Consider the following 21,198-nt stretch of genomic DNA (forward strand, 5'->3'; position numbering starts at 1 on the left):
TATCTCCTCTAAACTTAATAAGGCCACTTCTAAAGTCATACTGGAGGTCAATTATGTGGACAAAGAAAGGTCATTTAACAGGGCAGAAAAAACCCTTCAAACTTGAAGATATCTGGCGAATTCGCACTAGACTCGAAATCGAAGGAAACATCATGGAACTGGCCTTGCTCAATCTCGCCATAGACTGTAAGTTACGTTCTTGTGACTTGCTTAGAATGAAAGTGAGGGATATCTCTTCTGGTGGTGTGATTCAAGATCGCGTGCTTTACAGCCAGAGTAAAACTGGTAGAGAGGTCCAGTTTGAGATCACATCTCGTACTGCACAGTCATTGGCTCAATGGATAATGAAGAGCCAAATATCCGCATCAGATTACTTGTTCCCTAGCCCTCGCAAGCAGGGTAAGCCCATGAGTTATAGTCGTTACGCAACCATCATTCGTCGTTGGGCCACTGAACTCTGTTACGACCCATACCTTTACGGCACACATTCAATGCGTCGAACGAAAGCGACATTAATCTATGCTCGCACCAAAAATATCCGTGCAGTTCAATTACTACTTGGTCACGTAAAGCTCGACAATACCATTCGTTATCTAGGTGTCGAAATTGAAGATGCGCTCAATATTTCAGAGGGGATAGACTCTTAATGTAGGTCAAAGCTTCCTTTTCTTTATGGTGCCACGGATGAGGTGTTGGTTTATTTTAACTTATAACAATCACTTATGTTTTTTGATCTTATTTTAATACCGCTTTCTTTCAACGCACAGTGCCGTATTTATTCCTTGTTAAAATAAGTTGAGTTATACTGTTTTGAATTAAAGTTAGGAGGTTCAAATGACTGCGGCAGATCGTATTTATCAGAATATAAAGCGTTCAAGACGCTATGTCTTTGAACGCAAAGACTTTGATGGGTTTGCCAGTTATGATCAAGTAGGTAGAGCATTGAGGCAATTAGTAAAGCAAGGTGAACTAATGAAGCTTGGCTATGGTTTGTATACCAAAGCAAGGGTTAATAGCCTTACAGGAAGACCCATGCCTACCAACCCTGGTGGTAGCGATGCCCTTATCCGGGAAATATTAAAAATGAAGGGCGTTGACTTTGAGATGGATAGTTTGTCTCTACAGAGCTTTTCAGGTGAAAGCACACAAGTACCATCATCCGTTCATTATTCATGGAATCCTAAGCAGTTTAATCGCAAGCTGGTAGTAGGTAATCGAGTACTGAATTCTCCGAGTTAACGATGAAAAAACTAAAACAACAATTCCTTGAGGTTTCCGATGCTTTAGCGCTAGGAAACCCAGCCATTATTGAAAAAGATTACTGGGTTGTTGCTCTGCTTGCTGAGCTAGAAAAACTTACCTTTGAAACTCACCAATTGGTTTTTGCAGGTGGTACGGCATTAGCCAAATCTAATGTCAAAATCCTACGGATGTCAGAAGACGTTGATATTAAACTGATCCCAAGTAAAGAGTTTGATGCGTTGAGTCGTGGTAAAAAGAAAACCGCACGTAAAATGCTTATCGAGCAAATAGAGCAGGTGATTGCGCGATCTCAGCAATTTACAGTTGAAAGCCGACTTGTTCGTGATGAATACCGTTATGTGGAGTATGAACTTAAATATCCTCAACAATTCAACCAAGCTCCATGCTTGCGACCAATCATCAAATTAGAGCTGATGGAAACTATTCCGCTTCTAGAAGTAGAAGACCGAGGAATTCAATCGTTAGTTGCAGAGCTTTATAAGCAACCACAAGAGGTCAGCGCATTCGCTTGTGTTTCTGTTTACGCAACATTAGTGGAGAAAGTACTTTCTATGTTACGTCGTACTATGTTGGTTAAGCGTGACACCGAACGTAAAGATGATGTCACGTTGGTCCGTCATATCTACGACGTTCATTGCATTGATACAGCGCAGACGCTAGATATTGAGTCACTAACCTCATTATTTCTCACAGTATTGAAAGAAGATATCGACCGCTTTGGTAACCAGCATGCTGAGTTTGTCGCTGCCCCTATTAAGGAGCTACGCCTTGGCTTACAAGAGCTAGAAGACAACCCGATTTTCCGCCAACGCTTTCAAGACTTTGTTACGCCAATGGTGTTTAACACCGAACCCCATGATTTTGATACCTGCTTTGCCTCATTTAAACGCATCGCTGAATCATTGATTAAAACAATTTGAGTAGATAATGAATAAACAACAACTTGCCGCCAAAATTTGGGAATCGGCAAACCAAATGCGTTCTAAAATTGAAGCGAACGACTACAAAGATTACATCTTGGGTTTTATCTTTTATAAGTTCTTGTCAGATAAGCAAGTTCAGTTTCTGATCAATAACGAATTTGATGAACAATCAATCAAAGAACTCAACGAGCAAGACGAAGACACCCTGAATTATGTACGAAATGAGATTGGCTATTTCATCGCCTACGACAATCTGTTTTCTACTTGGGTAGAAGACGGACAAGATTTCGACATTGCCTACGTCCGTGATGCATTATCAGCGTTTGGTCGCTTGATTAACCCTGCCCATAAAGATCTGTTTGAGGGCATCTTTAACACGCTAGAGACTGGCCTTAGTAAGTTAGGGGAAAATGCCGCATCACAAACTAAAGCGGCGAGAAGCTTGATCCACTTGATCAACGACATCCCAATGAAAGGCAAGCAAGACTATGATGTACTCGGCTTTATCTACGAATACTTAATCAGCCAATTTGCTGCTAACGCGGGGAAAAAAGCCGGCGAATTTTATACGCCTCACGAAGTCTCGGTACTGATGTCAGAGATCATGGCTGACCACCTTAAGGACCGAGAAAAAATTCAAATTTACGATCCAACCAGTGGCTCAGGCTCGTTGCTGATCAACATCGGTCAATCGGTAGAAAATCGTCTAGGTGGTGAGAATAACATTCGTTATTTTGCCCAAGAGCTCAAGAAAAACACCTACAACTTAACCCGTATGAACCTATTTATGCGTGGGATTTTGCCTAACGACATCATCACCCGCAATGCAGATACGCTAGAAGATGACTGGCCAATTGATAGCAATAAAACCCATGAGCCGCTGCGAGTGGATGCCGTCGTTTCAAACCCGCCTTATTCACAAAAGTGGGACCCGGAGTTTAAAGATAAAGATCCGCGTTATTCGCCATTTGGCCTTGCGCCAAAAACCAAAGCGGATTACGCCTTCTTGCTGCATGACCTATACCACATAAAACCCGATGGCATCATGACCATTGTATTGCCTCATGGGGTACTGTTCCGTGGGGGGGATGAAGGTAAAATTCGTGAAAACCTAATAGAAAAGAACCACATTGACGCCATTATCGGGCTGCCTGCCAATGTTTTCTTTGGTACGGGTATTCCCACTATTGTTTTGGTGCTCAAGCAAACCCGAAACAACGATGACGTACTCATCATTGATGCCTCAAAAGGCTTCGTTAAAGAAGGAAAAAACAACAAGCTACGTGCCTGCGACATCAAGCGCATTGTGGATACCGTGGTTAGCCGCCAATCTCAGCTAAAATTTTCTGCACTGGTCAACCGACAGACGATCCGAGAGAACGGTTACAATCTGAACATTCCACGTTATGTCGACTCATCTGATGAGGCTGAAAGCTGGGATATCTACGCATCCATGTTCGGGGATATCCCCAACAGCGAACTTGCGGCGTTAAGCCCCTATTGGCAGGCAATGCCAAGCCTTAAAGCGAGCTTGTTTACTGCAACCTCTAGCGAATACTCCGCACTAAGCGTGGAAGATGTGAAAGCCGCCATCACCGCCCATGAGGACACCCAACGGTTTAACGGCCAATATAAACAGGCGTTCGGCGACTTTGAAGCCTACCTAAAGCAAAGTTTGATCACCGAGTTATTACAGGTAAAACGTTCGCGACAGCGAGGTATTATCAGTGATGAGATCTTCCGCCGTTTGCAAGGCATTGCCTTGATTGACAAATACGACGCCTATCAAATGCTGGATGCCAAATGGCAGCAGCTTGGGGCAGATTTAGAGATGATCCAAACCGAAGGCATGGACACCTGTAAAAAGGTGGAGCCTAAGATGGTTACCAAAAAACAGAAAGGCAAAGAGGTACAAGTACAAGAAGGCTGGCTTGGTCATATCTTTCCTTTTGAGTTAGTTGAGAAAACCTACTTTAAGGAAGAGTTAAAACACATTCAAACCATCAGCGAACGTCTGCAAACCATTAATACCGAGATTGAAGAACTCTTTAATGGCTTGAGTGAAGACGATAAAGAGTCCGCTTGCGTCAATGAAGATAAAACGGCTTTTGTGAATGTTGAACTAAACAAAGAAGTGAAGCAAATCAAAGCTGATAAAAAGCGTGGTGAAACCTTTGCTAAAGACGGCTTTGAGAACACATTGTTAGCCGTTTCAAAGCTGCAAAGTGAAGAAAAAACGCTGAAAAAGAGCCTTAAAACTGCAGATGAAACCTTGCTAGAAGCGACTAAGAAAAAGATCACTGAATTGACTAAATCAGAAATCGAGCACCTACTGCTACTTAAATGGGTGCAACCCATCGTACAGTCATTAGCACAGTTGCCACAACAGCTCATCCAACGCTTAACTAATAAACTGCAAGCGTTAGCAGACAAATACGCCCAAACCTATGGCGATATAGCCAATGAAACCCAGCAAGTCGAGCAGCAACTAGCTGAAATGATGGGTGAGCTACAAGGGAGTGATTTCGATATGCTGGGCATCAAAGCGTTAAAAGGCTTCCTGCAAGGTAAAGCATTAGCAGGTGGACAGCATGAGTAAAGGAAAACTCGCTTTACCTACTATACGTTTTGAAGGATTTGAAGATGAGTGGGAAGAAAAGCCACTTGGAGACGTTTTATCATTGGCAAATGGCTATGCGTTTAAAAGTGAGTATTTCTGTAAAGATAAAACTGGTTATGAAGTATTGACACCGGGAAGTGTGCATATTGGTGGGGGTTTTCAATATGGGAAAGGTCAAAATTATAAACTAGAAGGGAAAACACCCCAAAAGTTTATATTTGCAGCTGGTGATGTTTTCATCACGATGACAGACCTAACTCCAACTGCACAAATGTTAGGGCTTCCCGCTATTGTCCCTGATGATGGAACGACTTACTTACACAATCAGCGTTTGGGTAAGTTAATTCAATACAAAGGTGACTATGGATTTCTTTTTTATCTTTTAAGTACGGACACATATCGAAACCAAATAGTTGCAACATCCTCTGGCACGACTGTTAAGCATTCTTCACCAGATAAAGTAAAAAGTAGCAAGTTTTTTTTTCCAAACAAAGTTGAGCAAACATCCCTAGGTTATTATTTTCAAAATGTCGACAAGCAACTAAAGCTACACCAAGACAAGTTCGCCAAGCTGCAACAGCTAAAGAAAGCCATGCTGGGTAAAATGTTCCCTAAAGCTGGACAGACGGTGCCTGAACTGCGTTTTGCTGGGTTTAGTGAGAAATGGGAAGTTGAGCCTTTGGGAACAAATGCCAGCTTTAACAAAGGAAAGGGGTTTACAAAAGGCGACTTGAATACGTTTGGAGTCCCTATCGTGCTGTATGGTCGTTTATATACCAATTATCAAACAATCATCACAGAGGTCGATACATTTGTTAGCTCTGAGAGCAAAGGTATTATGAGTAAAGGAAGAGAGGTCATCGTACCTGCGTCAGGGGAAAGTGCGGAAGATATTGCTCGTGCTTCAGCGGTTTTACAACCTAATGTAATACTGGGTGGAGACTTAAATATAATTTATCCAAATAATAAAATTCTACCTAGCTTTTTGGCACTCATCATAACTTATAGTTGTTGTCAGGCTGAGCTAGCGAAAAAAGCTCAAGGAAAATCAGTTGTTCATGTTAGAAATAGTGACATAAAAGATTTACTTGTTCCTATGCCTACTATAAAAGAACAAACCAAAATCGCTGAGTATTTCCAAAACCTTGACCGTTTGATCAACCTACAACAGCAGCAGATAGATAAGCTGAAAAATCTGAAACAGACGTATCTGGCAAAGATGTTTGTGTGATGATTTTCATCCATTAAGTTTAATCGCTTGAATCTCAGCGCCCTCACATCAAATCTGGTGTAAGCGCACAAACAGACCAGCATAAAATATATATTTAGCCCCTCGCGTCAACCTCTGCAAATAGACGGCGGATTGCGAGCCAACGTCAGCAAGGACAGGTTGTGACCTACACCAAAGAAGCTTTATTCGAACAGGATGTAATTACCGAACTTTGTAAAAAAGGCTGGGAAGATACTGTTCTAAAAAACCTCACTGAAGCGGATTTACTGCAAAACTGGGCAGATATTCTCTTTCAAAATAACAATAGCATTGATCGCCTCAATAACGCACCGCTAACCGGCAGCGAGATGCAGCAGATTGTTGAACAGATAACCTCGCTTAAAACGCCTTTAAAACTCAATGGCTTTATTAACGGTAAAACCGTATCCATAAAGCGAGATAACCCCGACGATGCGCTGCATTATGGCAAAGAGATCAGCCTGCATATCTACGACCGCCAAGAGATCGCGGCGGGTAAGAGCCGGTATCAAATTGTTCAGCAGCCAAGATTTAACCGCAAAAGTGCCGTGCAGCATGACCGCAGAGGCGATCTGCTATTGCTGATTAACGGCATGCCTGTCATCCATCTGGAGCTAAAACGTTCCGGTGTACCCGTGATCGAAGCGTGCAACCAAATAGAGAAATACACTCATGAAGGCCACTTTAGCGCAGGCATTATTGCACTGGTGCAAGTATTTGTGGCGATGACCCCAGACCACAGCCTCTATTTTGCCAATCCCGGCAAAGATGGCCGCTTTAATCACGATTACTACTTCCAATGGGCAGATTTTTCTAACGAGCCGGTGAACCATTGGCATAAAGTGATTACTGATCTGCTTTCTATCCCTATGGCACACCAGTTAATAGGTTTTTACACTGTGGCCGACAATGCTGATGGCGTATTAAAGGTGATGCGCAGCTATCAGTACTATGCCACTAACGCCATTTCCAGCAAGATAAGTGGCCTTGACTGGTCGGTGAAAAACAAAGGTGGTTATATCTGGCACACCACAGGCTCTGGTAAAACCATGACCAGCTTTAAATCCGCGCAGCTTATCGCTAACTCAGGGGATGCCGATAAAGTCGTATTTCTGATGGATCGTATTGAGCTGGGCACTCAGTCGTTGGAAGAGTATCGCAGTTTTGCCGATGCCACGGATGAAGTTCAGGGCACGGAAAATACCCATGTATTAATCACCAAGCTAAAAAGCACCAAGCCTGGCGATTGCCTCATTGTTACCTCTATCCAAAAAATGAGTAACATTCAGGATGAAGGTCAGTTAAAAACCGCCGATATTGAGAAAATTAACCAAAAGCGTATTGCCTTTATTGTTGACGAAGCGCACCGCTCTACCTTTGGCGATATGCTAACTGACATTAAAAAAACATTCCCTAATGCGGTGTTTTTTGGCTTTACTGGCACCCCGATTCAGGAAGAAAACCAAAAGAAAGACAGCACGACCAGTACGATTTTTGGCGATGAACTACACCGTTATAGCATTCGCGATGGCATTCGTGACGGCAACGTGCTGGGATTTGATCCCTATAAGGTGATGACCTACAAAGATAGCGATTTACGGAGCGCTGTTGCCCTCGAAAAGGCCAAAGTGAATACACATGCGGAAGTGTTTGGCGATCCAGTAAAAGAAAAAGCTTACGATAAGTACATGGACAGTGCACGAGTGCCCATGGCTACGTCCGAGATTAACGGCAAAACCGTGCGTGGCATTGAGGCATTGCTGCCAGCCAGTCAATATGACCGCATCGAGCATAAGCAAAAAGTGATGGATGACATACTGGGTAACTGGACACGATTCAGCCGCGCCAACAAGTTTCATGGTATTTTTGCCACCCATAACATTCCCGAAGCGCTGGAATATTATCGCCTATTTAAGCAACAAGCCCCTCATTTGAAGGTTACAGCTCTGTTTGACCCGAATATTGACAATAAAGGCGGCGCGATAGCAAAAGAGGCCGGCTTAACCGAGATTATTGAAGATTACAATAACACCTACAACACCACTTATACCCTGCCAACCCATGCGCAGTTTAAAAAGGATATCGCGGCACGACTCGCCCATAAAAAGCCTTACCAACACGCAGAGCAGCAACCAGATCAACAATTGCACCTGTTGATTGTCGTTGACCAAATGCTGACGGGGTACGATTCAAAATGGGTGAATACCCTCTATCTGGATAAGACGCTGGAATACGCCAATATCATTCAGGCGTTTTCACGCACTAACCGTCTGTTCGGTTTGGATAAACCTTTCGGGAATATCCGTTATTACCGTAAACCACATACCATGGAGCAGAACATCAATAAAGCGCTCAAGCTTTACTCTGGGGATCGTCCTTTTGGTGTCTTCGTCGATAAGCTGGAAGATAATCTTAATCACCTCAATGAGGTGTTCGCAGACATTGAAGTGCTGTTTAACAATGAGCAAATCACGTACTTTGGGCAGCTGCCGAAAGACGAGGCTGTTCAAGCTAAGTTTGCGAGCTTATTCAATGAGTTCAATAAGTATTTAGAAGCGGCCAAAGTGCAAGGATTCGACTGGCAGGAAAGCAGCTATCAGTTTGAGGATACGGGCAGTGCGGTAGATGTGGCCTTTACCGAATCGCAGCATCAAACCCTATTGCAGCGCTATAAAGAGCTATCATCTGGTGGTGACGGTGGGGGGAATGAGCCCGCCGTACCTTACGCCATTTGGGGTTATTTGACAGAGCAAAACACGGGGCGAATTGATCATAACTATATGAATGCACAGTTTTCTAAGTTTCTAAAACAGCTTAGCCAACCCAATGTTACGCCTGAGCAGATGCAGCAAACACGAGATGAGCTACACAAATCTTTTGCGAGTTTAAGTCAAGATGAGCAAAAGCAAGCCCATAAACTGCTTATTGATGTACAAGCAGGTAACTTGATTATCGAATCCGGGAAAACATTGCAGGACTACATTACTAGGGCGCAAGTAGAAGAAGAAAATGAAGCTTTGCAAATTATTGTCGATGCGTTGGGGCTAGATGGGCAACTGCTAAAATCACTGAAAACAGGTCAGGTTACTGCTGCAAACCTGAATAACTTCGGACGCTTTGACACACTGAAAGCCAGTGTCGATAAAGCCAAGGCAAAGGCTTATTTGGAAGCAAAGTTAGATAAAACGTTACCGCCACCTAAGGTGAACATCGAGCTGGATAAGCTTCTAAGAGAGTTTGTTTTACAAAAAGAAGATTAAAGTACAATTCCATATAATTTTTATGCAAAAAACAGCCTATAAAATCACATGTACTTGTTGGCGGAAAAATAAAGCCCGAGTAAACATATTTACTTGGGTTTTTACTCTAACTGATAATTGTCCAGAGACGTGCCAGCACGATCACTGCTAGAACGTTTATGCCCCTTTTTGCGTTAGAACAAATGCTCTACACCCTCTAGGGAGCGTGCGTTTTCCCTATCAAATCTAATCCGATGCAAGAGCGTTAGGCCGAGCTTATTTTGGGCGTTTGTAGGTTGAAAATCGTATTGCTTGCTCAGAATCCGCCGGAGTTATACGAAAACTTTCGGCAATTTCTGAAGTTCACATCCTAGTCGCTAGGCAATACGGGCATTAGATTGAGCGGGAGTATAATTAGCGTTATGATTAGTCGCATATAATCAGAAAAAATGCATCTATATAGCGTTAAATGGATTTGATTTGATTTATCTTGCACCAGAAAAGCGAAAAGCACCCCGCGGGGTGCTCTCTAGAGTGCTCAAGTCAGAGTCATTGGCGAGAATTTTATTACCAAAACTTTAGTCTGACGAGCTAGTGACTGAATTATGATACATAGTGGCTCTAGTGTCAACTATACAACTCCAGGTAGGATTGTAACGACCCCACGCTTGCCCACGATCTCGTATACTTTTGAACTTTTTATGATGGAGTTAAACTGTCTTTTCGCTTGAGTCGGTGTAAGCATATTACTATAAGAAAGTGATTTATATACATTCAACGCTTCTAAACTAGTTAGCCAGTCAAAATGAGCTTTGTAATGAGATTCGAGGTAGTCATTCTTCCTATCTTCAGAAATCCAACCTAACAATCTGCACATTCTGTCATTAAGCGTTCTCATGCGTTGCATGCTTTCTTCTGGTGTTGATGCTGCAGGATAAATTACGGTGTTTGTACGATGATGCTTAACTTCTGTAAATTTCCATATAGGTTCATGATGAGCAATACGATTCCTCAGCTCATTTACTTGGCTTAAACGGTTGAGAAAATCGTCTATTGCATCTTGAGTCCAATAAGTTGAGTGCACTGCAAAGTGCCCCTTTAGTCCATTAAATAGAACATTTTTCCAGTCAACAGTGTTATTTCCTACAGTATGAGTAATCAAAAAACTCCAAAAGCCAAAGCTTTGTGCCGCAATCACCTTTCCCGGTGTGGGAACTGGGTGTTTGGCAGTTAACCTTCGTCTTCTCGATTTTAGGTGAGTCACCTTTCTAATTAGATCTATAGTTTTTGGGTGTAAATGATTTTGTGCAATTAGGTGCTCATACCAATCATTGTCAAATACGTGCCCTTGTTGGCGATTTGCTTCAAGTTGACGAGACAGCTCTCTATGAATAGTATTTCGCAAGGCTACTTCAAATATACTAATTAGCTTAAAAAATGATGCTGATAGTGCATCATTCCACAAGTATACACCTAAGCATTCCTCATCTGATGCGAGGTTAAAGTAATTACGATAACTGTTAAGGCGATCTGATGATATCGTATTGATGGTTTCACTAATATTGTTAGGTTTCATATGCTTGTGGTTAGAGAGCAAAAGGAACATTATATGCCAGTTATGCAAAGGCGTCTAAATGCATTTAACAGATAAGGATTAAGCGCCGCGTAGCCAACGTTAAATCCCAAGTGTTGAATAAGCCCGAGCCTCTATAAAAGTAAATTGAGCGATCTGCTCTAGAAGGGTGGCGGCCTTAATACTTTTCTCAGGCGAGTGCGGTCTTCGTAAGGTAGATGTTTCGACACATCATCCGGTGCGTCCTGCACGTCAATTGTGCTATTTGCCACACCTGTAGTTATTCATGATTTGCTAATGTATGGTTTTCCGAAACTGATTTATGCCCCAAAGTTTGTTTCGACCACTAAAGAAGACATTACTAAACCTAATAGTAAGCATCTCCAATAACGATGATGCTCTATAGTTCTGTATAAACTTTACTTTGGGTTGATACGCATTCGATTCCATAGTTTAATATACGGAATTGATCCGCAGATAAATCGTTAGTTGCTAAGGTTTCAATATTAGTCATCATGTTTTCTGTTCTTAATGGTTGGTTAGAATTTAATAAAAATAAAGATAGGTAGTAGAATGAATCAAAAAATTATAGAGTTAAAAAAATTATTTCTTGAGAAGGTGTCGTTAGGTAACGACGTTGATGAAGATATACTAAAAAAATAGATGAAATATTATATTTAATTAATGGATCAGAAGTTGATGATTTAAGACAAATGTCTGCTAACTTATCACATGAACTTCATGAGATAGGTTCTAACTCTGTCCCTTATTTACTGATGTTGCTTCTTAATAAGGTCGAAGCTGTTAGCTATAAACCTAATTATAAAGGAAGCAATGTATCACATGAAATTGATATGGAACTATTCATAAGCTTTTTTAAAAGGTGTTTTGGAACGTGTGAAAAAAGGTATAAGAATACTAAATTTTAAACTACCATATTTAGATGAAAGTGAGAAATTAAATATATATTGTTGCACAAGATCTATGCTGGATAAGTATGTTAGTGAACCAATAGATGTTAGTGAACTAAATGCAGAGATGCCTCCAAGAGCTATTTGCCTAGGGATATCTAAAGTCCTATCAAAAAAATATGATTGTCAACACGAGTTTTTTATACAGTTTAGTTCTATTTTGGAACGAATGAATAGAGATGGCTTATACCAAGAAGCCCGTGATTATGCAGATGAGGCATTGATTTGCTCTCATGCTGATGACGTTTTGTATTATGGTCATTACGCTAGATTTTCTATTTATACTAGCCAGACTAATGTTATAGATTCACTATTAAATGGTTGTCTACTTTTTACGTCACTGTGCAATGAAGAATCTATTTGTGCAGAATTTATGGAAAAGGCTTATATTACAATATTTTTAGCCTTAAGAACTTTTCAGTTTTTCGAATTGGCAAGAAGTATATACAAAAGATATATATCAGATCTAAATCTCGATGAATATAATAAACAAAAGCTAGATCTTGCTAATTTTTACATGCAAATAATGGAAAATAATTCAAGCGTTGTTAAAGACACTGAACGATATCTTGGTGAAAATAAAGATAAAATATTAGAATTTGGCAAGTCCTCCTTGATACCATGGTACGCACTAATTTGTAATATGAATACACTCTTCAATCAAGAGTATAAAACAACAAAAAATATTATAGAATTTGAATCTATAGTTGAATCTAAACTTACAAGCCAAGAAATTCAAGGCCTTAGAGCGAAGATTTTAAAGGGGAACTCAGAAGGGAAAGCTGCCTTGATTGAAGGGCTTGTTAACCTATCTCGCACAAGGAATAAGGCAGACTATGTCCATGAAGTAAATCAGTTAATCGTTACGGCTAATCGAGTGATTGAAAGTGCATTTAATAAATCTGACATTGAAGGCGTTTTATTGGGACATCAATTAAATTCAGATGCAGGTGTTGGTTTTGTCGGTAATCCTATAGATTCTGTTAGTGGAACAATCCATCAAACTTTTAATCTAGAAAGTAAAAATTCATTAAGGTTTAGAAAATTTTTAACTTACATTTCTGATAGATTGTCAGTAATTAATTCTCAATTTTTATGGCTTGGGTTTAATAATGATCGAGTGTACGCTGTTGTTTTTGAGAATGGTGGATTCACGTTTTGTGATTACATTGAATCTACAAATAAAAAGGAAATTAATGAGTGGGTTAAAAATTACCAACAAGAGTTGGCTTTTAATGATTCGCCTATAACTGGTAGCCCTTTTGTAACTAGAGAAGACATCTGGCTAAAAGAAAAAGATTCTATAGTTAAAAGATTACCTAATTTTAATATTCCAATTTCCTCTAGTAATATAGTTGTTTTTAGTGACGTGGGATTTTCTTCCTTTCCTCATAATTTAATAAAAGTTGATGGAGATATTTTAGGGTTAAAACAATCAATATCATCGCCATTATCATTTGATAATTACTTAACGTATGCAAATAATAAAATTGATCTACAGAAAATAAATGTTTGGGCACCTATAGTTGAAGGTGATACTGCTATTTCTATTGCTTTTTCAAAAATCAAAGAAAATTTAGGCGATACTAATGTTATATATGAAGAAGGTTTAATTCCTAACCCTAGTTCAGATATTAATGTTTTTATATCACATGGGGGGCGTGATGGTAATTCAGGATTTCGTGGTTTATACCCATCAGATGGGAAAGCATATAACATAGATAACATTTTTGGTTCTGGAAAAGTCGCTATTATGTTTGTTTGCCACGCTGGAAGTATTGTTGAGAACTACTATTCGAATAGCACACACACCTTAGTTAAAAAACTGTTACAGGAAGGGTATGAGGCTGTCATTTCTCCGAGTTGGAGTTTAAATGTATCTATTCCTGGGATCTGGCTGAAAGAGTTTATTAGAAATATGGAAAATGGTTACAATATTTCTTATTCAGTCAACAAAGCTAATTTGTATGTTGAATCTATTTATATAAGTCCAGGGGCATCTACTGCAATGCACCTGTTTGGGAATGATAGGCTCATCAGCAACTAACAAATAAGGATTAAGCGCTGCGAAGTCAGCACTTAATCCGATTGTTGAACAAGCCCGATGCCTCTATGAGTTTCTCAAGGCGACCGCTGTCGTGATAAGACTATATAGACTACTAAAAATTATCCGTAACAGACTAAATTAGCAAAACCGCTGACACACTTCTGTCCAAAAATCAGTTGGTTCATTGAAGCTTACTAGTTGCAAAATATGAACTTGCATATAATCTGCAAGTTCATATTTTGCTTAAAATCATATAATACCTACGTTGCCCACTCTCATTCAGTCTGAGAGTGGGCTTTTTTTCCTTTTCCATATCTGCACCTATTCATGGTTTGCTAATATCCAAAAATTAGCTAGAAATTGATCATTGTTTAATTTTTATCATGCTCTTGCTCCTCTCGGCGGTGACACGTCATAACTGACCGATCCAAGCGAGTTTGATGTCCTTGATGGTTCGATATGAATGGCTGCACAGCCAATCGCCCCACATGGAATAGGTCTCCACAAAATAGAGCGGCTTTTTATCAACGCAGGACACGTTTAAGCGCAAATAGATGTGCGTTTGATATTCGCTTGACCAATTAATCACATTGTAGGATTGGCCGTTGTTATAGATATCAAACCGACGTTTAGGGGTGATCACTGCTTGTTTTTTAAAGTCACGAGCCGTGAGCTCGGAAAGTGCCGCAAAATGAGTAGGCGTTTTCATCGCATGCTTCCTTATTCTTCAATCCAATGGCTGAGGGTATACACACTGTTCAATCCTTTTTGACACAAGATTTCTTGCACGTTATTACGCGCGATACCTTGGCCCAATAAGAAAGATGAAGCGGAGTGCGCTCAATATGAATCACGATGGGTTGACGAGTACCAGCATGACGTCCTTTTACTAAGACCAACGCACCGGTCACAAAAATAGAAGGGATGGGCTGTTCCATTTTTTCTCCATGACAATCAGATTAGGAGTTAAGGCTAAGATGCCAGGCGGATATCAAAGTTGAAGCCGCTACAGTGGTAGTGCTCACCCTGCTTTTGAAAACGCAAACCAGGGAAGACGGAGCCATAAGAGGCATACACAATGACTTCTTCACGGCTTTCTCGTAAACGCCACTCACCAAGTCCGATACGGCTATCGAGATCCAGTAAAAGCTCATAGAAGTCATGATGCTGAAACGTTTTCTGTCCGATGCCAGGGAATTGAGTGTTGATGGCATCCCGGACTCTTTGTTCTTTTAATTGAGCGATATCATCCAATTGCTCAGAACTCTGACCGCGACTGAACATTTTCAAATGTTGCATGCGCTGCACAATCGCGTGACGCTGTGGTGATAGGGTTGGCGCCGATGGCGCTCCCATTCCCTTAATCGACTGACGCAACGCCTTCACTTGGCAGCGAAGCGCCACTGGCTCTATCGTACGGCTTGATTGTTGTTTCATATGAGCGCCCTCTGGTTAACATTCCGACGTGCCAATCCAGCGACCGTCGCTATCAAAGGCATCCCATGGTTCGGTCGTCGTGTCGTTCTCTTCCCATTGCTCTGCCCGCCCTTCCCAACATGGCTTGATAGACACCGGCTCTTGATCCGTCAATTGGTTGAGGTAACACTTAACCAGGGCCTCTTTAGGGAGCGCACAAAAGAATTTCGTGGGATGAACATGATCCGTTTGCGCCACAAACTGCATGGCTACCTGCTCGCTCATGTTCCACACGTACTTTTCTAGATACTCAAAAGAGGCCTCATCATTTAAACCTTCACGCTGCGCTAAGATCTGTTTTGAATCGGAGTTAATCAATTGAATGAAGCCCCTTTCGCCCTCGGACAAAGAGACATCATGTTTTGGTGAGCTTTCGTGCTCCAGCGGCGAGACGCTGGTCGCTGTTTGGCATGTAGAGAGAGTTAGGGTTGAGTTTTGTTGCGCCATGGGGAGTTTCCTTTTTGTTTGAGTATCACCTTTCGGAGCCGCTTAGCTGTCCATCGGGCTTTCATGGTTCTCAATAACAAGGGCGCGAAGCGTTCATATACCCTTGTTATTGGGGTTCTGAAAGATCATGGTTAACAGCTTGCGAGTCCGTAAGGTGATGCGAGTAGAAAGGAAAATCGGCGCATAAAAAACTCGGCCCTTACTCTGTCTTAATGACAGGCAGTGAAAGGCAACGAGGAAGAATGACGAGGCGTAGCGAACGCAGTAAGCGGAGGCGTTGGGTGATTGTTCGCAGGAACGCAATGGCACATCGAGCTTTGCTCGATATTCGTGTCATGCGTTATCGCGGGAGGAGCGAAGCGACGGAATGAACGGAGCGAAGCGAGAACGCCCAAGAAAAGGTCAGGATTTGCGAAAATATATCTCAAAAAACAGCGCATTGATGCTTGATAATTCTCAGCCCCTCCTTAGACAAACAGACCTAGACCTAGACCTAGACCAGTATGAGGTGAATAGTAGACAACATTAAGATTCAGAAAAAAGCCACTCATCAGCTTCATTAAACGCTTGCTCAACAATGTTATTTGCGAGAGTTTTTTTATCTTTATGTGCATAAATATCGAGTCGATTACTCGTGCCAGCACGTACACGGACTTTTGCATCAGGAAAGATCCCATGCAGCCTTTTCTCTAACTCAACCGTGATCAAAGAGAGCCCGTTTTTAGGTAACTTATCCTTTTGAACCATCATTTCAACTCGCATAATTAACGCCTCCAGAGCCACACGTAATACTGTATGAAAATACAGTATCATACCGCGTATTTTTATGTAAAGCGCTTTAATATTTGCCTATTAATCTCAAAAAACCTGCCCGTTCCTTTTGAACTGTCTGGAGAGCGGATCAGTCGCTCTCCAAAAGCTCGACCAGTTTAATGTATTCATTTATGGTCAGCGGCTCCGGTGACTGTAGAACGGTTTTTCTGATCAGCTCTTTAGTCATATCAAGAGAGCCATTAAGATATTGCTGAGTAACAAAGAGAAGTCGCTTGAAAATCACCGTTGTTGGCAGGAACGCAATGGCACATCGAGCTTTGCTCGATATCGGTGGCATGCGTTATCGCGGGAGGCGGGAGGCGGGAGGCGACGGAATAAACCGAGCGAAGCGAGAACGCTAAGAAAAGGCAAGGCTTTGCGAAAAGAACAAAAAACACCTCACTGATGCTTGAGTATTCTCTGCCCCAAAGCCAAAGCCAAAGCCAAAGCCAAAGCCAAAGCCAAAGCCAGCATGCACCGAGTTCAATTTTTATCCGTAAACGAACCAAAAATAAGGATTTGAATCGCCATAGGCACTAGAATAGTGCTGGTTCGTGTAAACGAACCCTTCTTTTCGCTTTCCCCAGGGGATCCGCAGCGCCAAGAGCGCCATAGATAGAGAGTCAGACCAGCAAGCATGCAAATAAAACGCGATTTTAATTACTATTATCATTTACACGACACGGTGACGCACGCGTTACTTCACTTGTTCTTTCAGATATCAACGACGACCCGTTATGTTCCGGTGAATCGCCGTAATGAGATACTGATTAAATATCTCAAGCCTAAATTAAGCGACACATCGTTATCAAGCATTAAGAAAGACATTAAGCTCATGGTAAACTCACCCAGAAAGAGCGGAGGGAACTTAGAAATGAAACTGCATGAGTTAAACGCCCTGGCGAAGCAATCTAAGCTTAAAGGAGCGGAGAAGCTTTATCACTTGTTGGTCTGCCTTTATGATGAAGAAGGCATCGAGTCTCAACTGTTTGAAAAAGGGATGCAAACCAAGCCCGGCATACTGTATTTACTTGAAGAGCAATTAGAGCAGGGCTTTGATGCTGAGTACCGGCAAGTGAGCCCCATTTCAATGCTCATCGAGTTAGAGCGCGCGCCTGAGCTGATTGAGTGCATCAACCGACACGGTTTATTTGTGGCGGAGATGAAAGAATGGAATGAGAAGACACACCAAGCGCACCTTTTGGTTCATCCTTTAGACATCAATCTGGTTGAAGGCTAACGGGAAGTGCGATGAACGTATCACATTAACAATGAGATAACGCAACGATGGCAACGAACAACCCTCACGACGGTTTATTTAAATCCTTTTTAACGCTGCCTGAGGTGGCAAAGGATTTTCTAGAAATCCACTTACCGCCCGACATTCAGGCATTGTGCGATCTTTCCACGCTGCAACTGAAATCGACGTCGTTTTTGGGGGCTGTTGCAACTAATCAGAGAATGCAGATCTACCCAGTAATGTGCGTAACTGAAGAGGCGATTCATGAAGGCGGATCTCTCCCGAACAAGCGTTTTACGCTCATCATCACGTAACCAGAAATCAAACTGGCCTTTGTTCAAAATTCGCAGTGATTCGAATCCCTCGATGGTTGACCAGGCTCGCTTTCGTATTTTAAAACCACCGGTGCTGACGACGAGCTTCTTGATGGGGGCGTGATCGGACTCGATACCATTATTGAGATACTTTACTTGCCGTTGCTCGACATCCGCTCGCAGCCACCCCTCTTTCTTCAGGCGCGAAATAGCATGAGCATACGAAGAATGCTTGTCCGTGTTCAAGGTCTTAGGCTGAGTGTCTACATCATAGTATCTTAGACACCGTTTCAAGAACTGATAAGCCGCGTTTTTATTACGTTTTTGGGAGAAATAGAAGTCCAGTGTTTCGCCTTGCTTGTTGATAGCTCGATACAGATAGTGCCATTTCCCTTTCACCTTGACGTAGGTTTCATCGAGCTGCCACGAAGAGTCTGTTCGGATGAACTGATGGCAGCGTAACTTTTTGCGTAATGGTGGGGCATATTCAATGAACCAACGATAAATGGTCGAGCGATTAACCGAAACCCCTCACTCTGCCAGCATGTCGCTGAGATTGGCGTAGCTCATTGGGGTCGAACCATACCAACGAAGGGACCAAAGAATGATTTCAGGGGCAAAGTGTTTCCATTTGAATGGGGGATTGGTCATTGAGTCACTAAATCAGAAAAGACAGAACTGAATTCTGAGTATTGGCTGATTTTTTTGCAACAACCCCGTTGCAACAGCCCCATCCGAATTGGAATCTAGATGAACATATAGGCTGGAATATTAAAGCGTTCCGACAAGGATTTAATATGTCGGAGAGTCAAAGAACGTGAACCACTCAGAATCATTGATACTGTAGATTTTGCTCCAATTTCATCTTTAAAATCTGATAGAGTCATTTCATTTTGATCAATGATCACTCTGAGCATTGCTAACCCAGGCTCTAACTCACCAACAACACGGTTGAATTCATTGAACTCTTCAGATTCAGATTCATATCTTTCGATAACGGGAAATAAAAGGTCAATAAGCACTTGATTTCCTTCGTAGTCTTCGACCAACTCATCCATTAACTCGATGAGTTGGTCGTATTCATCAGAAGTAGAGATACCATTAATCCAAGGCATAACTTCAATCATTTGGTTAGAAAACTCTTTCATTCGTGTAATATTCATGAGGTCCCCTACTTTTTCTTCTCACTTCGATAAGATTTAATTATCTTGTCATACTCCGCATGAGTAACAATATGCTTTACGTAAAATCGCCCTTGCGTAAATTCAATGTAAGCCATCAATCGCAATTTGTTACCGCCAATGTCAATAACATACAACTTATCCCTGTACTTACAATTATCTAATGATGGAAACAAAGCTTTTAATTCCTCCGGTGTTTTAGCTCGACTTATACGCAATACTTTATATGCTGCATCCAAAGCTTCGGCACACGTAGGAAAATTTTTCTTAGCATCATTAAATGGTCTTTTACTTATTACGTGCATCAAGCTACCCAACATTCACATTATGTGAACAGTATAAACCAAAACAACCGCGTTCACAATTAGTGAACCAGTCCAAATTAAGTATACTTAATGCGAACTAGTGTTTAACGACCCAATATTAGTTCGCATATTGTTGATTTATAACCCTATGCGAACTAATATTATAAACCAGACTCAAAACAGACCAAGACTTAACATTATGTTCATAAGAGCCTACCTAAGAGCATCAACTGGTGAGCAAGACGCTAATCGTGCAAAATCTGAACTTATCCAATTTACAGACCAAAAAGGTGTACGGATAGCAAGTTTCTATACTGAGAACCAATCAGGTTCAAAATTAGAGAGAGCCGAGTTATCGCGCTTAATTGAGGATTCACATAAAGGAGATATATTGCTCATCGAAAAGGTGGACAGGCTGTCACGTTTACCTTATGAACAATGGAACCGGCTCAAAGACCATTTAGTTGAAGCTGGCTTACATATCGTAGTCGTCGATCAACCAATGACGCATGGTGTACTCAATAGTAATGATGAAAGCTCAATGCTCTCAAAAGTGCTGACAGACTTCATGATCGACTTAGCCGCGGCAATGGCGAGAGATGATTATGAGACACGGCGAAAACGTCAAGCTCAAGGGATAGAAAAAGCCAAGAAATTAGGGAAATATCGGGGTAGGAAGCCAGACCATCAGCTAAGAGAAAATATCTCTTTACTACTAAGCGAAGGAAAAAGTTGGTCGCAGGTTCAGGAGCTACTTGGGTGTAGCCGTTCAACGGTCGCTAAAGTAAAGAAACTAAGCGAGCCTAATTAACCATCCAAAAATTCGAGTCACTACGAATGTTGAACAAAGGCCAGTTTAATTTCTGGTTACGTCATGATGAGCGTAAAATGCTTGTTCGGGAGAGATCCGCCTTCATGAATCGTCTCTTCAATGTTGAGGTAGCTTACCAGTAATCGTTAAGCCCATGACTGGGTAGATCTGCATTCTCTGATTAGTTGCAACAAGCCCGATTAAACATAATGGGGTTCTACGCCGAAACCGACGAAATTTCCGATATTGAGCCAAAGAATATATAAGCAATTGATTGCTATAATATTTATATTTGATTGTGCACTCTAATATCATTGATAACGAGTGACCTCGATATAGAAGGTAACGAATCATCTTTGTTTTCTCACTCTGATTTTGGGAGAAGCTGTTGCCAAACTTTTTTGCTTTAAGGCAAATCTCAAACCAATTACATCGGTATCTTCAAGCTCTTGTTCTATCACTAAGGACTCGAGCCTTTTTGCCTTAATTCTTGGTTAATACGAGAGACCCCATGGTATTTAATTGCTTTGCGATTTCCTTTTCTGTCAACCGAACGTCATCGAGATAATGGAGTTCCGGCGCAGAACCCCATCATATGATCTCTTATTCAATAATTCGCGATAGAATTAAACATTAATGAAATGGTTGATAAATGTACTGATTGTGAGATATGTATCACTAATTGTTTTTGTTTTTGAGGTTTTTTCACTGAAAAAAACGATTCTA

Annotated in this window: 17 protein-coding genes and 3 pseudogenes; 11 read left to right on the plus strand and 9 right to left on the minus strand. The window is 41.4% G+C overall.

What is annotated here, in order from left to right:
• The first annotated feature begins 53 nt into the window (after positions 1 to 53).
• The 6 genes from VTAP4600_RS25580 to VTAP4600_RS25605 all read left to right on the plus strand — a co-directional run bounded on the left by VTAP4600_RS25580 (position 54) and on the right by VTAP4600_RS25605 (position 9,315).
• Entirely contained in the window at positions 54 to 647 is a 594-nt protein-coding gene (locus VTAP4600_RS25580; RefSeq protein ID WP_012397033.1) for a tyrosine-type recombinase/integrase, read from the plus strand.
• 187 nt (positions 648 to 834) lie between these two features.
• Positions 835 to 1,239 (plus strand): DUF6088 family protein, encoded by a 405-nt coding sequence (locus VTAP4600_RS25585; protein ID WP_012397034.1) that lies wholly within the window; start codon positions 835 to 837, stop codon positions 1,237 to 1,239.
• 2 nt (positions 1,240 to 1,241) lie between these two features.
• Positions 1,242 to 2,183, plus strand: a complete 942-nt coding sequence (locus VTAP4600_RS25590; RefSeq protein ID WP_012397035.1) for a nucleotidyl transferase AbiEii/AbiGii toxin family protein — start codon at positions 1,242 to 1,244, stop codon at positions 2,181 to 2,183.
• Positions 2,184 to 2,190: 7 nt separating this feature from the next.
• Positions 2,191 to 4,785, plus strand: a complete 2,595-nt coding sequence (locus VTAP4600_RS25595) for a type I restriction-modification system subunit M (RefSeq protein WP_012397036.1) — start codon at positions 2,191 to 2,193, stop codon at positions 4,783 to 4,785.
• Entirely contained in the window at positions 4,778 to 6,037 is a 1,260-nt protein-coding gene (locus VTAP4600_RS25600; protein ID WP_012397037.1) for a restriction endonuclease subunit S, read from the plus strand. Before VTAP4600_RS25595 ends, VTAP4600_RS25600 begins: the two co-directional genes overlap by 8 nt.
• A 161-nt stretch (positions 6,038 to 6,198) precedes the next feature.
• Positions 6,199 to 9,315, plus strand: a complete 3,117-nt coding sequence (locus tag VTAP4600_RS25605) for a type I restriction endonuclease subunit R, EcoR124 family (RefSeq protein ID WP_012397038.1) — start codon at positions 6,199 to 6,201, stop codon at positions 9,313 to 9,315.
• Positions 9,316 to 9,925: 610 nt separating this feature from the next.
• Here VTAP4600_RS25605 and VTAP4600_RS25610 read toward each other — a convergent pair.
• Entirely contained in the window at positions 9,926 to 10,870 is a 945-nt protein-coding gene (locus VTAP4600_RS25610) for an Abi family protein (protein ID WP_228445020.1), read from the minus strand.
• An 894-nt stretch (positions 10,871 to 11,764) separates the two neighbouring features.
• On the opposite strand from VTAP4600_RS25610, the gene VTAP4600_RS25615 reads away from it, so the two are divergent.
• Positions 11,765 to 13,885, plus strand: a complete 2,121-nt coding sequence (locus VTAP4600_RS25615; RefSeq protein WP_231898020.1) for a hypothetical protein — start codon at positions 11,765 to 11,767, stop codon at positions 13,883 to 13,885.
• 412 nt (positions 13,886 to 14,297) lie between these two features.
• On the opposite strand, the gene VTAP4600_RS25620 is transcribed toward VTAP4600_RS25615, so the two are convergent.
• The 5 genes from VTAP4600_RS25620 to VTAP4600_RS25860 form a co-directional block, all read right to left on the minus strand.
• Positions 14,298 to 14,594, minus strand: a complete 297-nt coding sequence (locus VTAP4600_RS25620; RefSeq protein WP_012397042.1) for a hypothetical protein — start codon at positions 14,592 to 14,594, stop codon at positions 14,298 to 14,300.
• Between the two features lie 263 nt (positions 14,595 to 14,857).
• On the minus strand, positions 14,858 to 15,322 hold the full coding sequence (locus tag VTAP4600_RS25630) for a hypothetical protein (RefSeq protein WP_012397044.1): 465 nt from the start codon (positions 15,320 to 15,322) through the stop codon (positions 14,858 to 14,860).
• A gap of 15 nt (positions 15,323 to 15,337) precedes the next feature.
• The gene (locus tag VTAP4600_RS25635) at positions 15,338 to 15,808 is read right to left on the minus strand and encodes a hypothetical protein (protein WP_012397045.1); all 471 of its coding nucleotides are present in this window, start codon (positions 15,806 to 15,808) and stop codon (positions 15,338 to 15,340) included.
• A gap of 525 nt (positions 15,809 to 16,333) precedes the next feature.
• Positions 16,334 to 16,570: a DinI-like family protein gene (locus VTAP4600_RS25640; RefSeq protein ID WP_102523757.1), complete on the minus strand. Its 237-nt coding sequence runs from the start codon at positions 16,568 to 16,570 to the stop codon at positions 16,334 to 16,336.
• Positions 16,571 to 16,709: 139 nt separating this feature from the next.
• Entirely contained in the window at positions 16,710 to 16,919 is a 210-nt protein-coding gene (locus VTAP4600_RS25860; protein ID WP_012397048.1) for a hypothetical protein, read from the minus strand.
• 339 nt (positions 16,920 to 17,258) lie between these two features.
• Here VTAP4600_RS25860 and VTAP4600_RS25645 point away from each other — a divergent pair, with 339 nt between their 5' ends.
• Positions 17,259 to 17,861, plus strand: coding sequence for a DUF2913 family protein (locus VTAP4600_RS25645; RefSeq protein WP_012397049.1), 603 nt, complete (start codon positions 17,259 to 17,261; stop codon positions 17,859 to 17,861).
• A gap of 47 nt (positions 17,862 to 17,908) precedes the next feature.
• Positions 17,909 to 18,058: pseudogene (locus VTAP4600_RS25650) on the plus strand (Rpn family recombination-promoting nuclease/putative transposase); the annotation flags it as partial.
• A 51-nt stretch (positions 18,059 to 18,109) separates the two neighbouring features.
• Here the strand turns inward: VTAP4600_RS25650 and VTAP4600_RS25655 are convergent.
• From VTAP4600_RS25655 to VTAP4600_RS25665, 3 genes and pseudogenes are all read right to left on the minus strand, one after another.
• Positions 18,110 to 18,826, minus strand: a pseudogene (locus VTAP4600_RS25655) (IS6 family transposase); the annotation flags it as partial.
• 95 nt (positions 18,827 to 18,921) lie between these two features.
• Entirely contained in the window at positions 18,922 to 19,338 is a 417-nt protein-coding gene (locus tag VTAP4600_RS25660) for a helix-turn-helix domain-containing protein (protein WP_012397051.1), read from the minus strand.
• An 8-nt stretch (positions 19,339 to 19,346) separates the two neighbouring features.
• Positions 19,347 to 19,661: a type II toxin-antitoxin system HigB family toxin gene (locus VTAP4600_RS25665; protein WP_102523759.1), complete on the minus strand. Its 315-nt coding sequence runs from the start codon at positions 19,659 to 19,661 to the stop codon at positions 19,347 to 19,349.
• 199 nt (positions 19,662 to 19,860) lie between these two features.
• On the opposite strand from VTAP4600_RS25665, the gene VTAP4600_RS25670 reads away from it, so the two are divergent.
• Positions 19,861 to 20,472, plus strand: a complete 612-nt coding sequence (locus tag VTAP4600_RS25670) for a recombinase family protein (protein WP_102524025.1) — start codon at positions 19,861 to 19,863, stop codon at positions 20,470 to 20,472.
• Positions 20,472 to 20,615: pseudogene (locus VTAP4600_RS26485) on the plus strand (IS6 family transposase); the annotation flags it as partial. The gene VTAP4600_RS25670 and the pseudogene VTAP4600_RS26485, both read left to right, overlap by 1 nt.
• Between the last annotated feature and the right edge of the window lie 583 nt (positions 20,616 to 21,198).

This window comes from Vibrio tapetis subsp. tapetis, assembly GCF_900233005.1.
Taxonomy (GTDB): Bacteria; Pseudomonadota; Gammaproteobacteria; order Enterobacterales; family Vibrionaceae; genus Vibrio; species Vibrio tapetis.

What these genes read in the sequence shown, in the direction of transcription:
- VTAP4600_RS25580 (WP_012397033.1), top strand. Translation starts at nt 54, where the DNA reads ATGTGGACAAAGAAAGGTCATTTAACAGGGCAGAAAAAACCCTTCAAA.
- VTAP4600_RS25595 (WP_012397036.1), top strand. Translation starts at nt 2,191, where the DNA reads ATGAATAAACAACAACTTGCCGCCAAAATTTGGGAATCGGCAAACCAA.
- VTAP4600_RS25610 (WP_228445020.1), bottom strand. Translation starts at nt 10,870, where the DNA reads ATGAAACCTAACAATATTAGTGAAACCATCAATACGATATCATCAGAT.
- VTAP4600_RS25620 (WP_012397042.1), bottom strand. Translation starts at nt 14,594, where the DNA reads ATGAAAACGCCTACTCATTTTGCGGCACTTTCCGAGCTCACGGCTCGT.
- VTAP4600_RS25645 (WP_012397049.1), top strand. Translation starts at nt 17,259, where the DNA reads ATGCAAATAAAACGCGATTTTAATTACTATTATCATTTACACGACACG.
- VTAP4600_RS25640 (WP_102523757.1), bottom strand. Translation starts at nt 16,570, where the DNA reads ATGCGAGTTGAAATGATGGTTCAAAAGGATAAGTTACCTAAAAACGGG.
- VTAP4600_RS25665 (WP_102523759.1), bottom strand. Translation starts at nt 19,661, where the DNA reads ATGCACGTAATAAGTAAAAGACCATTTAATGATGCTAAGAAAAATTTT.
- VTAP4600_RS25590 (WP_012397035.1), top strand. Translation starts at nt 1,242, where the DNA reads ATGAAAAAACTAAAACAACAATTCCTTGAGGTTTCCGATGCTTTAGCG.
- VTAP4600_RS25630 (WP_012397044.1), bottom strand. Translation starts at nt 15,322, where the DNA reads ATGAAACAACAATCAAGCCGTACGATAGAGCCAGTGGCGCTTCGCTGC.
- VTAP4600_RS25860 (WP_012397048.1), bottom strand. Translation starts at nt 16,919, where the DNA reads ATGCCACCGATATCGAGCAAAGCTCGATGTGCCATTGCGTTCCTGCCA.
- VTAP4600_RS25670 (WP_102524025.1), top strand. Translation starts at nt 19,861, where the DNA reads ATGTTCATAAGAGCCTACCTAAGAGCATCAACTGGTGAGCAAGACGCT.
- VTAP4600_RS25585 (WP_012397034.1), top strand. Translation starts at nt 835, where the DNA reads ATGACTGCGGCAGATCGTATTTATCAGAATATAAAGCGTTCAAGACGC.
- VTAP4600_RS25600 (WP_012397037.1), top strand. Translation starts at nt 4,778, where the DNA reads ATGAGTAAAGGAAAACTCGCTTTACCTACTATACGTTTTGAAGGATTT.
- VTAP4600_RS25635 (WP_012397045.1), bottom strand. Translation starts at nt 15,808, where the DNA reads ATGGCGCAACAAAACTCAACCCTAACTCTCTCTACATGCCAAACAGCG.
- VTAP4600_RS25660 (WP_012397051.1), bottom strand. Translation starts at nt 19,338, where the DNA reads ATGAATATTACACGAATGAAAGAGTTTTCTAACCAAATGATTGAAGTT.